Origin of the sequence: Streptomyces sp. NPDC048523, assembly GCF_043199815.1 — a bacterium.
In the GTDB taxonomy this organism is placed as follows: domain Bacteria; phylum Actinomycetota; class Actinomycetes; order Streptomycetales; family Streptomycetaceae; genus Streptomyces.
The window spans coordinates 179,963-191,817 of record NZ_JBICWQ010000001.1; the positions used below are offsets into that span (position 1 = coordinate 179,963).

An 11,855-nucleotide genomic window follows, 5' to 3' on the forward strand; every position below is an offset into this window, starting at 1 on the left:
GTCAGCCGAGCAGGGTCCGGCCGCCCTCCAGCATCAGCGTCGCGCCCGTCAGGTAGGCCATGTCGTCGCTGACGAGCGCGGCCACGGCCCGGCCGATGTCGGCCACCGGGTCGCCGAGCCGACCCAAGGGGATCTGCCGGGTGATCTCCTCCGCCTTCTGCGGATGCGCGGCGAGATAGGCCTCCGCCGCCGGGCTGAGCGCGGCCGGGCAGATGACGTTCACCCGGATCCCGTACGGGCCCCACTCCCGCGCCGCGACCCGGCTCAGGCCGCGAATCGCCTCCTTGGCCATCGCGTACGCCGCGAACGTCGCCTCCCCCTGCACGGCGGCCGACGACCCGAGGTTCACGACGCTGCCACGGCTCTCCTTGAGATGGGGCAGGGCGGCCTGCATCGCGTGGAAGGCCGCCAACGGCCCGCTGCGGTAGGTGAGTTCGACATCGTCGTACGACGTGTCCGCCAGTCTGCGCTGCACCGAGGACTGCGCGTTGTTGACGAGCACGTCCAGTCCGCCGAACTCCCGTACCGTCTCGGCCACCATGCGGTCGACGTCGTCCCGCTCCCCCACGTCCCCGACCACGGTGTACGCCCGGGCCCCGCGCTCAGCGATCTCCCCGGCCGTGTCCTTCAGCTTGCTCTCGGTGCGGCCGGTGATCACCACGGCCGCCCCTTCGGCCGCGAGCGCGAGCGCGATGCCGCGGCCCACGCCCTGCCCACCGCCGGTGACCAGCGCCGTCTTCCCTGACAACCGTGCCATCACGTTTCCTTCCAGAAGGCCGACCAGGAGGGGAAGGCCTCGGGCAGCGCCGGTTCTCCGGCACCCTCCCAGCCCTTGAATCCCACGGACTGGGGGCGTTCGGCCACGTCCGCCGCGTACCAGTGGCGCTCGCGGCGCCGGGAGAAGTACCAGTCACCGTCCACGCGCGCGTAGTCGTCCCAGTAGCAGATCGCCATCACGATCCACCGGTCCCCCACCTCGTGCTCGGCCCTGCAGTACACCGCGCCGGTCGCCGTGTCGCGGCCGGTGAACTCCACGCGGTGACCGCAGATCTGATGGACCGAGCGGTAAAAGCCGCGCACCGCGGGTTCGATGTGCTGCCGCAGGACAGCCCGCCCGCGGCCGTGGCGCCCCATGTCCACATCGGGACGGAAGCAGCCGACCCAGGCATCGAGGTCGCGGCCGTCCACGGCGAGGGCGTATCGGATGGGCAGTTGCTGGATGGCGAGCTGCGACTCGACGCGGTCGAGACGGTCCTCGAGCGACATCACGGGCGCGGCTCCTTCGGCAGACCGAGGACCTGCTCCCCGATGATGTTGCGCTGGATCTCGCTCGACCCGCCGTAGATCGTCTCCGCGAGGGCGAGGAGGAAGGAGCGCTGCCTGCGGTCCAGGGCGTAGTCCTCGCCGACGATCTGCCCGGCGGGGCCCGCCAACTCCGTGGCCAGCTGGCCAAGTTGCTGGTGCCGGGTCGAGGCGTACAGCTTGGCGGTGGTGGCCTGGGCGCCCGGCGTGCGACCGGCGGTCAGTTCGGCGATGGTCCGCAGGTTGGTGGTGCGCATGATGCATACGGAGATCCAGGCGTCGACGATGCGACGGCGCAGCATCGGATCGTCGAGCGCGCCCCGCTCGCGGGCCAGGTCGATCAGCGCCTCGGCCTCCCGCTCGAAGGCGAGTTGCTGGGGCAGGAGCGTGGTGCCGCGCTCGATGCCGAGGGTGGCCATGGCGGTGCGCCAGCCCTGGCCCACCTCGCCGACGACCATGTCCGCGCCCGTGCGGGCGTCGGAGAGGAAGATCTCGGCGAACTCGTCCTGGCCGGCGAGGTTGCGGATGGGGCGGATCTCCACGCCGGGCTGATCCGTGGGCACCAGCAGCATGCTCAGGCCCTTGTGCCGCGCGGACTGCGGGTCGGTGCGGGTGAGGACGTAGACCCAGTCGGCGTGGATGCCGAACGACGTCCACACCTTCTGCCCGCTGACCACCCACTCGTCGCCGTCGCGCTCCGCCCGGGTGCGTACGGACGCCAGGTCGGAGCCGGCGCCGGGCTCGCTGAAGCCCTGGCCCCACAACTCCTCGACGGCGAGGATCGGCGGCAGGAAACGCTTCTTCTGAGCGTCGCTGCCCACCTTCAGAAGCATCGGGCCGAGCAGGTCGAGGGCGTTGACGGTGGCCCGGTACGGGGCGTTCACGCGGGCGTACTCGTACTCGAAGACGATCTCCTCAAGGAGCCCGAGCCCGCGGCCGCCGTACTCCTGGGGCCAGCCGATCCCCAGCCAGCCGCCGGCGGACAGTTCACGGTCCCAGGCGAGGCGGACCTCCCAGGCCGCGCCGTCGGTGGGGCCGCCCACGCCCCGGTTCTCGGCGAACTCCCCCACGAGGTGGTCCGCCAGCCAGTCCCGCACCTCGTCGCGGAAGTCGCGTACGGCGGGCCCGAAGTCCAGCTCCATGTCAGCTTCTCCCTGAGGTCTCAGATGCCGAGCCGGGCGGCGAGCAGTTCCCGGTGGTACGACGGTGTGCCGAGCAGTACCTCGGAGCTCTTGGCCCGCTTGAAGTACAGGTGCGCGGGGTGCTCCCAGGTGAAGCCGATGCCGCCGTGGACCTGGATGTTGTCGGCGGCGACCTTGGTGAAGGCCTCCGAGCAGAAGGCCTGCGCGAGGGCGGCGGCCATCGCGGTCTCCGTCGCGTCGCCCGCGTCCAGCGCCCACAGTCCGCCGTACGCCGCCGAGCGGGCGGACTCGATCTCCATGAGCATGTCGGCGCACTTGTGCTTGATCCCCTGGAACGAGCCGATGGGCCGGCCGTACTGCTCGCGGATCTTGGCGTACTCGACGGCGGCGTCCAGAGCGGCCGCGGCTCCCCCGACCTGTTCGGCGGACAGGAGTACGGCGGCCGTGGCGAGGGTGCGTTCGAGAGCGGGCCAGGCCGCGCCCTCGGGGCCCAGGAGGCGGGCGGGGGTGTCCGTGAACTCGACCCGGGCCTGTTTGCGGGTCTGGTCGAGGGTGGGGAGGGGGGTGCGGGTGAGGCCGGGGGTGTCGGCGGTCTCGACGGCCAGGAGGCTGATGCCTGAGGTCGTGCGAGCGGCGACCAGGAGCAGGTCGGCGAGGTGTCCGTCGGGGACGTACGTCTTCACACCGGTCAGCCGCCAGCCACCCGTCTCGTCATGGGCGGCGGTGAGCCGGATGCCCTGCTCGTCCCAGCGGCCGCTGTCCTCGGTGAGCGCCAGCGTGGCCACCGTGTCGCCGGACGCGATGCCCGGCAGGAGGTCGAGTCGCGCCTGCTCGTCGGCGCAGCGCAACAGTGCCTCGGCGGCCAGGGCGACGGTGGCGAAGTACGGGCCGCCGAGCAGCGCGCGGCCCGCCTCCTCGAAGACGATGCCGAGATCGACGTAGCCGAAGCCCGAGCCGCCGTACTCCTCCGGGACGGCGAGCCCCTGGAGGCCGAGTTCGCCGGCCATCCGCCGCCAGACGACGGGGTCGTGCCCGGTCGGGTCGGCGGCAAGGCGGCGCACGGTCGCCTCGTCGGAGTGCTTGGCGAGGAACGAGCGGACGACCTTGCGCAGTTCGTCCTGCTCCTCGCTGAAGGTGAGATCCATGCCGAGCTTCCTGTCCTCGGTGCAACGTCACGTGCGGCCTGCTTGCCGCCCACCCTTGGATACAGTTAGATAATTATAGTATCCACACTGAATACACCAGGAGCGCGACGTGACCGATCCCTACGCCCCGTTCACGAGCCTGACCTTCGAGCGGCCCGCGCCCGGCGTGCTCCGTATCGTGCTCGACGCCCCGAACCTCAACGCCGTGGATCCGCGGATGCACGGCGAGCTCGCCGACATCTGGTCCGTCGTGGACCGGGACGAGGAGACCCGCGCGGTGGTCGTCCAGGGGGCGGGCCGGGCGTTCTCGGCGGGCGGCACCTTCGACTCGATCGAGGCCATGACCGAGGACTACGCGGTGCGCGCCCGGGTGATGCGGGAGGCGCGGGACATGGTCTACGGGGTGCTCAACTGCTCCAAGCCGGTGGTCTCCGCGATCCACGGCCCGGCGGTCGGGGCAGGGCTGGTCATCGGCATGCTCGCGGACATCTCGATCGCCGCCCGCACCGCGAAGATCGTCGACGGGCACACCCGGCTCGGGGTCGCGGCCGGTGACCATGCCGCCATCTGCTGGCCTCTGCTGTGCGGCATGGCCAAGGCCAAGTACTACCTGCTGACCTGCGAGACGCTCACCGGTGAGGAGGCGGAGCGGATCGGGCTGGTGTCGAAGTGCGTGGACGACGCCGACGTGCACACCGAGGCCCTGCGGGTGGCGACCGCCTTGGCCGCGGGGCCGGCCAGTGCGATCAGCTGGACCAAGCGGTCCCTCAACCACTGGTACCGCACCGCCCAGCCGATCTTCGAGGCCTCGCTCGGGCTGGAGTTCTTCGGGTTCGGCGGGCACGAGGTCGTCGAGGGGCTCGCCGCGCACCGCGAGAAGCGGCCCGCGGACTTCGAGGGCGTCGGCGGCAAGCACCCGCTCGACCTGTGACCACCGACCGTACGAGAGGAACCGATCATGGCGCCGGACCCGACCATCACCGAAGTGCCCCTGCTGGTGAAGGGGTTGACCTATGAGGAGATGCCGGTCGGGCAGGTCTTCCGGACCGCCCGCCGAACCATCACCGAGACCGATCTGGTCAACTTCGTCACCTGGGGCGGCTTCACCGAGCCCCTCTTCTGGGACGCCTCGCACGCCGCGGACGGCGGCTACACCGGGCGACTGGTCCCGGGCGGACTGACGTACTGCATCGCCGAGGGGCTCGTTCTGCAGACGAACGTGCTGCACGGCACGGGCCTCGCCTTCCTGCACATGGAGCTCGACGTGCTGGGCCCGGTGTACGTCGGCGACACCGTGTACGCCGTCGTGGAGACCACGGGGTCCCGGCCCTCCAGCAAGCCGGGACGGGGCGTGGTGACCAGCCGGATCACGGTACGCAACCAGCGGGACGCGGACGTTCTCGTCTACACGCCGGTGCGGCTGATCCGCGGCAGGGACTACGAGGCTCCGGCATCCTGAGAGCGGAGCCGGGCTAGGAGGTTGTGCCGTCCTGGGTCCGGGGCGCGGTCGGTACCAGGCTCAGGCCGGTGGGCCGCCCCGCTTCGGGTACGGGGGCGCCGGCGAAGGCGCCGCGGTGCAGCCAGTCGGAGGGGATCGTGGGACGCGGCGGTGCCTCGTGGTCCGGAACCGCCATCGTGTACAGGCGGGTGTAGCGGAACTTGGCCTCCAGGTTGTCCAGGACGGACCAGTACTCGTAGCCGCACACCTCCACACCGGCCGCGGTGAGTCCGGCCAGCCAGGACAGGCGGGCGCGCAGCAGGGCCCGGCGCCGGTCGTCGTCGCTGTGTCCCGTGGCGTCGACGAGGTCCAGGTCGCCCATGCCGTTGTCGATGACGGACAGCGGCGGCAGCGCGTCGCCGTACAGCTCGCAGAGGCCGGCGACGGCGTCGGCGAGTCCTTCGGGGATGATCGGCCAGCCGTAGGCGGTGGTCTCCACGTCGTCGAACGGGACGATCGCGAAGCCCAGGCCCACGAGCAGGCGGTTCACCTCGTTGAGGGCGCTTTGACAGGTTCTCGTCGGCAGTACGCGCGGCAGGTTCTCCGGCGCGGTGACGCGGAACGGGGTGTGCCAGGACAGGCCCAGCAGGTCCTGTTCGGTGGTGATGGTCTCCAGGTCGCCCGGGCGTACGCAGCCGGTGTCCTCGACCGGTGAGTCGCCGTCCTCGGTCACCATGTGTTCGCCGAGCAGCAGGGGGTCGAGGAAGAGACGGTTGGTCCAGCTCTCCAGGCGTTCCAGGGCGAGACGGTCGTAGGGGTCGTCGGTGGCCGGGTAGCCGCCCACGAGGGTGACCGTGGTGCCGATCCGGCCCCGCGCGCCGGTGGCTCTCAGCGCCTGGGTGGCGAGCCCGTTCGCGAGCAGGATGTGGTGGACCGTGGGCAGTCCGGCCCGGCCCGCGCCCCGGTTCGGGGGATACATTCCGGCCACGTGGTCGGCGAGCGTGGGACCGGCGAGGTCGGTGGAGGTGATCCAGCGTTCCACCCGGTCGCCGAAACGGCGGCCCAGCTCGGCGGCGTAGGCGGCGAAGTGCTCGGCGGTGTCGCGGGCGAGCCAGCCGCCGGCCGCGTCCAGCCATGGCGGCAGGGAGCGGTCGAGCAGGGTGAGAGCGGGCCGGGTGCCGCGCGCGAGGAGGGCGTCGAGCGCGCGGTCACAGCGGTCCAGGGCGTCCCGGTCCCAGCTGCCGGGGCCTTCGGGCTGGAGCTGCGGCCATCCGGCGACCATGCGGTGGGCGTCGGCGACGACGCCGGTCAGCTGCCGGAGGTCGTCGGTCCACTGCCGGAAGTGTCCGCCGCGCTCCGGCGCGGGCGGCGGTGGCGCCGCGATGGTGTCCGCGGTGGCGACCCCCCAGTCGACACAGCGAAGGGATTCGTGCAGGAAACCATCGCTCATGGTTACCGTCCAGGCGGTGAATGGTATAGCGCATTCAGCTGAATGTCCGCCGACCGGACGCTAACAGGTCAAACAGACCACGACAATGTTTCGGCCAGATCTCCCGATACGGGATCAGACCGCGTCCAGGACGAGGTCGGCCGCCCGCCAGGCCATGGCCATGATCGGTGCGTTCAGATTTCCGGACACCATGGTCGGCATGACTCGATCCGCCGGAAGACCGGCAGCATGGTGTCCCAGCCCCAGCCGGGGTTGGCCGAGCCGCTCCAGCTCGTCGTAGTCGGCGCGGTCACCGCGGTTGTAGACCATGCCGTTGACCGAGCTGGATCCGCCGAGCGTCCGGCCACGGACCCAGTGCTCGACGCGGCTACCGGGACCCACCGGCTCGACCGGGCAGTGCCGGGCGAACCGGGGATCACCCAGCAGCTTGCCGAATCCCTTGGGCATCCTGATCAGCGGAGTGGTGTACCGGCCGCCCGCCTCGATGAGCAGTACGGACGTCTTCGGGTCCGCGGAGAGACGGTTCGCGAGCACGCAGCCCGCGGACCCCGCGCCCACCACGATGTAGTCGTACGTCGTCACCCCTGGGTCTCCGGTGCCGGTTCCTGGTCCTCCAGGGGCCGGAACTCCTCTTCCTGCCACCAGGGGTACAGGGGCGGCATGTCCTTGCTGACCCGGCCCGGGAACTCGGGCGGCCGTTTCGCGAGGAACGACTGGACGCCCTCCACGGGGTCCGGGCCGCCGCCGATCTGGCTCATGATCCGGGAGTCGAGCCGGTGGGCCGTCATCGGGTGGGGCTCGCCGAGCATGCGCCACATCATCTGCCGGGAGAGGGCGACGGAGATCGCGGAGGTGTTGTCGGCGATCTCCCGGGCGAGTTCGTACGCCGCCGGCAGCAGTTCCTCCGGCGGGTGCACGGAACGGATCAGCCCGGCCGCGAGTGCCTCGTCCGGGCCGAAGACACGGCCCGTGGCGACCCATTCCATGGCCCGCTGCATGCCGACGGCCCGGGGCAGGAACCAGCTCGCCGCCGATTCCGGCACGATGCCGCGGCGGGCGAAGACGAAGCCGAACTTCGCCGAGGTCGACGCCAGGCGGATGTCCATGGGCAGGGTCATGCTCGCCCCGACGCCCGCGGCCGGGCCGTTGATCGCCGCGATCACCGGCTTGGTGCTGGAGAAGATCCGCAGCGCGACCCGGCCACCGGTGTCCCGGTGCCAGGCGCCCGCCTTGCGGTGGTCGAACGAGGAGCCGCCGGAGCTGACGTCGGCGCCCGCGCAGAAGCCGCGCCCGGCGCCGGTCACCACGATCACGCGTATGTCGTCGTCGGCGTCGGCCGCGTCCAGGACGTCGAGCAGATCGGCCATCATCTGTGGGTTGAAGGCGTTGAGTTTCTCGGGCCGGTTGAGGGTGACGGTGAGGATCCGGTCCGCCGCCTCGGCCCGCACGGTGTCGTACTCCTGCTCCGTCATACGCGTCCTCCGTCACTCCGGCGAGCCGTTTCCAGAAAGCTTAATTAGTTATAGCATTCAACTCTACTGACTCTTCGATGAAGACTGATGGCGGTGGAGATGACGGACCTCTTGGTGACGGCCGTCGGGCCGGTCCGGCTGATCGAGCTGAACCGGCCGGACCAGCTCAACGCGACGAGCGAGGAGCTGCACTCGGGTCTCGCGTCGGTGTGGGACTCGCTCGCCGACGACCCGGAGGCCCGCGTGGTCGTGCTCACCGGGCGCGGCCGGGCGTTCAGCGCCGGGGGCAACTTCGACATTATGACCCGGGTCCAGCGCGACCGCGCCTTCCGGGAGCAGAACGTCGACGAGGCCCGGCGGATCATCACCGGCATGATCCGCTGTCCGCTGCCGGTGATCGCGGCGGTCAACGGGCCCGCGGTGGGGCTCGGATGCAGCCTGGCGCTGCTGAGTGACCTGGTCCTGATGGCCGACGACGCCTATGTCGCGGACCCCCACGTCCAGGTCGGACTCGTCGCCGGCGACGGCGGTGCGCTCGTCCTCCCCCTGCTCGTCGGACTGACCCGCGCGAAGGAACTGCTGTTCCTCGGCGACCGGGTGAGCGCCGAGGAGGCGGTCCGGCTGGGCATCGCCAACCGTGCCGTGCCGAAGGACAAACTCCTGGACGAGGCCATGGACCTCGCCGGACGGCTGGCCGCCCTGCCCGCGCAGGCGCTGCGCGAGACGAAGCGCGCGGTGAACCTGCACCTGGAGCAGGCGCTCGCCACCGTGCTGGAACCCGCCCTGCTCGCCGAGCAGGAGACCATGCACTCGCCGGAGCACATCGCCGTCGTGGAGAAGATCATCGCGTCCCGCGACCGTCGCCGGACCGCCGGGGAGGGCTGAGGCATGGACTTCGCGTTCAGCGAGGAGCATGAGGAACTGGGGCGCACCGTACGGGCGTTCCTGGCCCACACCTCGCCCGAGACCGAGACGCGGCGCCTGATGGAGACGCCCGAGGGCTTCGACCGGGCGCTGTGGCGCCGGATGGGGACGGAGCTCGGGCTGCAGGGACTGGCGGTCCCCGAGGAGTACGGCGGTGCCGGGTGCGGGCCGGTCGAAGTGGGCGTGGTGATGGAGGAGATGGGCCGTGCGCTGCTGTGTGCGCCGTTCCTGTCCTCGGCCGTGCTGGCGACGAACACGCTGCTGCGCTGCGCCGACGAGGAGGCCCGCAAGCGCCTGTTGCCGGGCCTGGCCTCCGGTGAACTCGTCGGGACCCTCGCGCTGACCGAGGACTCGGCCCGCTGGGACGCGGCGGGGGTCCGGCTCACCGCCCGGGAGAGCAACGGGAGTTGGCTGCTGAGCGGGCACAAGATGTTCGTCCTGGACGGTGCCACCGCCGATGTCGTCCTGACCGTCGCCCGCGTCGAGAACGCCACCGACGACGGTATCGGGGTGTTCTGCGTGGAGGGCGACGCGCCCGGCCTGACCCGCGCACCGCTGCCCACCATGGACCCGACCCGCCGCCAGGCCCGCCTCGACTACCGGGACGTACCGGCGACCCGGCTGCGTACACACGGAGACGGATGGGACCTGGTCTCGGAGGTGCTCGACCGGGCCGCCGTGGCGCTGGCCGCCGAGCAGGTCGGGGTGGCAACGCGCGCGCTCGACATGGCGGTGGAGTACGCCAAGGTGCGCCACCAGTTCGGGCGGCCCATCGGCTCCTTCCAGGCCGTCAAGCATCTGCTCGCCGACGTCCTCCTGGAGGTGGAGTCGGCGCGCGCCGCCGCCCACTACGCACTGCTCGCCGCGGAGAACTCCGAGAGCGCCGACCCGGAGCTGCCCGCCGTGGCCAGCCTGGCCAAGGCCTTCTGTTCCGACGCGTGTGTGCAGGCGGCGGAGGAGAACATCCAGGTGCACGGCGGCATCGGCTTCACCTGGGAGCACCCGGCCCACCTCTATCTGAAGCGGGCCAAGACGTCACACCTGCTGTTCGGCGATCCGGCGTACCACCGGGAGCTGCTCGCACGGCGAATCGGTATGGACAGCGGCATGGACAAGGACAAGGGAGCGGCATGAAGGTCGACGGCAAGCTCAACGTGTGGAGCACCATGGAGGTCGTGGAGGAGGCCCGGCACCACGAGAAGGCCGGCTACGACGGCCTGTGGGCGTCGGAGTCCAAGCACGACCCCTTCCTGCCGCTGGTGCTGGCGGCCGAGCACACCGATCGCCTCGAGGTGGGTACGGCCATCGCGGTCGCGTTCGCCCGCTCCCCCATGCAGCTCGCGTACACCGCGCACGATCTGCAGACCTACGCGGGCGGACGGTTCTCGCTCGGTCTCGGCAGCCAGGTCAAGCCGCACATCGAGCGGCGCTTCGACATGCCGTGGAGCCGGCCCGCGGCCCGTATGCGGGAGTACGTGAGCGCGCTGCACGCGATCTGGGCCGCCTGGAACGAGGGCGAGAAGCTCGACTTCCGCGGCGACTTCTACACCCACACCCTGATGTCGCCCTTCTTCTCTCCCCCGCCGGCTCCCGGCGGCGCGCCGAAGGTGTTCGTGGCCGCGGTCGGCCAGGCGATGACCCGGGTGGCGGGCGAGGTCGCCGACGGGCTCCTCGCGCACGGCTTCACCACCGAGCGGTATCTGCGGGAGGTGACACTGCCGACCGTGGAGGAGGGGCTCGCGGCCTCCGGCCGTACGCGGGCCGACTTCTCCGTCTCCCATCTGCTGCTGACCGCGACCGGCCGCACGGAGGAGGAGATGACCCGCGCGATCGACGGGACCCGCGCCCAGATCGCCTTCTACGGCAGCACACCCGTCTACCGCGGGGTGCTGGAGCTGCACGGCTGGGGCGAACTCGGCGACGAGCTGCACGCGTTGTCGACGTCCCGGCGCGAGGACAAGTGGGAGGCGATGAGCCGCCTCGTCGACGACGAGGTGCTGCACACCTTCGCGGTCGTGGCGGAGCCGGAGCGGGTCGCGGGCGAGATCCGGCGCCGGTACGGGGCGCTGGTGGACCGGGTGTCCTTCTACACGGCGTACGAGATCGACGCCGCGGTGTGGGAGCCCATCGTGCAGGAGCTGCGCACCCCCGAGTGACACTCCACCGAGCCGATGGGGGATGTCAGCCGAGCAGGTCCAGGACGGTGGTCATGGACCTGTTCTGCAGCAGATAGTCCTCAGCCTCCTGCAGGTGCACACGCCACAGCTCCTCGGCGGCCTCGGTCCGGCGCGCGGCGACCAGTTCGACGAGCGCGCCGTGGGCGCGGAAGCCCCGGCGGTTGGCCCGTACGTTCTCGGGGGTGCCGGCGTCGAGGTCGACATGGGACCAGTTCGCCTGGTCGATGATGTGCCGGACCATGCCATTGAGGACGCTCAGCGTCTCGTTGCCCGCCAGTTCGACGACGAGGGCGTGGAACTCCATGTGGGCGCGGATGAACGCCGAGGGGTTGTCCATGAGCCGCTCCGCCTCGGCGACGGCTGCCCGCAACCGCTCCAGGTCCTCGTCCGTGCGCCGCTCGGCCAGCAGTCCGGCGCACGGCGCCTCGATGACCGTACGGGCGTCGTAGACATCCTTGAGGGTCGTGCCCCGGTATTCGAGGACCACGCCGGCGTACCGGGCCGCGACCGTGCCTTCCGGGGTCTGCACGCGTGCCCCGCCCCGCGCGCCCCGGCGCACACTGATCAGCGACTCCGACTCCAGCACCCGGAACGCCTCACGCAGCGTCGGCCGGGAGACGGCGAACTCCGCCATCAGCGCCGACTCGGCAGGCAGTGCCTCGCCCTCGGCCAGCTCTCCGCGCACGATCTTGCGGCGCAGCTGTGCCGCCACCAGTTCGGCCATCTTGGGGACGCGGACCTTGACGCCGTTCACACGCCCACCGCCACCGCCCTGCCGCCCCGTCGTACTCGTCACCGGGCCCAC

13 protein-coding genes are annotated in these 11,855 nt (G+C 71.1%); 5 read left to right on the top strand and 8 right to left on the bottom strand.

The window, feature by feature from the left end; translation table 11 throughout:
* Position 1: 1 nt before the first annotated feature.
* From ACGFWE_RS00775 to ACGFWE_RS00790, 4 genes are read right to left on the bottom strand one after another with little or no spacing between them, the layout of a single operon-like run.
* Positions 2–757, bottom strand: coding sequence for an SDR family oxidoreductase (locus ACGFWE_RS00775; protein ID WP_352385527.1), 756 nt, complete (start codon positions 755–757; stop codon positions 2–4).
* Complete coding sequence (locus tag ACGFWE_RS00780; RefSeq protein ID WP_393596890.1) at positions 757–1,266, bottom strand: nuclear transport factor 2 family protein; 510 nt, start codon at positions 1,264–1,266, stop codon at positions 757–759. The genes ACGFWE_RS00775 and ACGFWE_RS00780 overlap by 1 nt, the downstream gene beginning before the upstream one ends.
* A complete protein-coding gene (locus tag ACGFWE_RS00785; RefSeq protein ID WP_393596892.1) occupies positions 1,266–2,444 on the bottom strand; it encodes an acyl-CoA dehydrogenase family protein in 1,179 nt (392 codons plus the stop codon). The genes ACGFWE_RS00780 and ACGFWE_RS00785 overlap by 1 nt, the downstream gene beginning before the upstream one ends.
* Positions 2,445–2,464: 20 nt before the next feature.
* Positions 2,465–3,589: an acyl-CoA dehydrogenase family protein gene (locus tag ACGFWE_RS00790; protein WP_393596894.1), complete on the bottom strand. Its 1,125-nt coding sequence runs from the start codon at positions 3,587–3,589 to the stop codon at positions 2,465–2,467.
* Positions 3,590–3,698: 109 nt separating this feature from the next.
* Here ACGFWE_RS00790 and ACGFWE_RS00795 point away from each other — a divergent pair, with 109 nt between their 5' ends.
* Positions 3,699–4,520 (top strand): enoyl-CoA hydratase/isomerase family protein, encoded by an 822-nt coding sequence (locus tag ACGFWE_RS00795; protein ID WP_352385519.1) that lies wholly within the window; start codon positions 3,699–3,701, stop codon positions 4,518–4,520.
* Positions 4,521–4,547: 27 nt separating this feature from the next.
* Positions 4,548–5,048, top strand: coding sequence for a MaoC family dehydratase (locus ACGFWE_RS00800; RefSeq protein ID WP_393596896.1), 501 nt, complete (start codon positions 4,548–4,550; stop codon positions 5,046–5,048).
* 13 nt (positions 5,049–5,061) lie between these two features.
* Here ACGFWE_RS00800 and ACGFWE_RS00805 read toward each other — a convergent pair whose 3' ends face one another.
* From ACGFWE_RS00805 to ACGFWE_RS00815, 3 genes are all read right to left on the bottom strand, one after another.
* A complete protein-coding gene (locus ACGFWE_RS00805; RefSeq protein ID WP_352385515.1) occupies positions 5,062–6,477 on the bottom strand; it encodes a family 1 glycosylhydrolase in 1,416 nt (471 codons plus the stop codon).
* 114 nt (positions 6,478–6,591) lie between these two features.
* Positions 6,592–7,059, bottom strand: a complete 468-nt coding sequence (locus tag ACGFWE_RS00810; protein WP_393596898.1) for a GMC family oxidoreductase N-terminal domain-containing protein — start codon at positions 7,057–7,059, stop codon at positions 6,592–6,594.
* Positions 7,056–7,949, bottom strand: coding sequence for a crotonase/enoyl-CoA hydratase family protein (locus ACGFWE_RS00815; protein WP_393596900.1), 894 nt, complete (start codon positions 7,947–7,949; stop codon positions 7,056–7,058). The genes ACGFWE_RS00810 and ACGFWE_RS00815 overlap by 4 nt, the downstream gene beginning before the upstream one ends.
* A gap of 99 nt (positions 7,950–8,048) precedes the next feature.
* Between ACGFWE_RS00815 and ACGFWE_RS00820 the strand changes: the two genes are divergently transcribed.
* From ACGFWE_RS00820 to ACGFWE_RS00830, 3 genes are read left to right on the top strand one after another with little or no spacing between them, the layout of a single operon-like run.
* Complete coding sequence (locus ACGFWE_RS00820) at positions 8,049–8,834, top strand: enoyl-CoA hydratase/isomerase family protein (RefSeq protein ID WP_352385509.1); 786 nt, start codon at positions 8,049–8,051, stop codon at positions 8,832–8,834.
* Positions 8,835–8,837: 3 nt separating this feature from the next.
* Positions 8,838–10,007: an acyl-CoA dehydrogenase family protein gene (locus ACGFWE_RS00825; protein ID WP_393596902.1), complete on the top strand. Its 1,170-nt coding sequence runs from the start codon at positions 8,838–8,840 to the stop codon at positions 10,005–10,007.
* Complete coding sequence (locus ACGFWE_RS00830; RefSeq protein ID WP_393596904.1) at positions 10,004–11,029, top strand: TIGR03617 family F420-dependent LLM class oxidoreductase; 1,026 nt, start codon at positions 10,004–10,006, stop codon at positions 11,027–11,029. Before ACGFWE_RS00825 ends, ACGFWE_RS00830 begins: the two co-directional genes overlap by 4 nt.
* A 25-nt stretch (positions 11,030–11,054) precedes the next feature.
* Here the strand turns inward: ACGFWE_RS00830 and ACGFWE_RS00835 are convergent, their stop codons facing one another.
* The gene (locus ACGFWE_RS00835) at positions 11,055–11,846 is read right to left on the bottom strand and encodes a FadR/GntR family transcriptional regulator (protein WP_393596906.1); all 792 of its coding nucleotides are present in this window, start codon (positions 11,844–11,846) and stop codon (positions 11,055–11,057) included.
* Positions 11,847–11,855 lie beyond the last annotated feature (9 nt).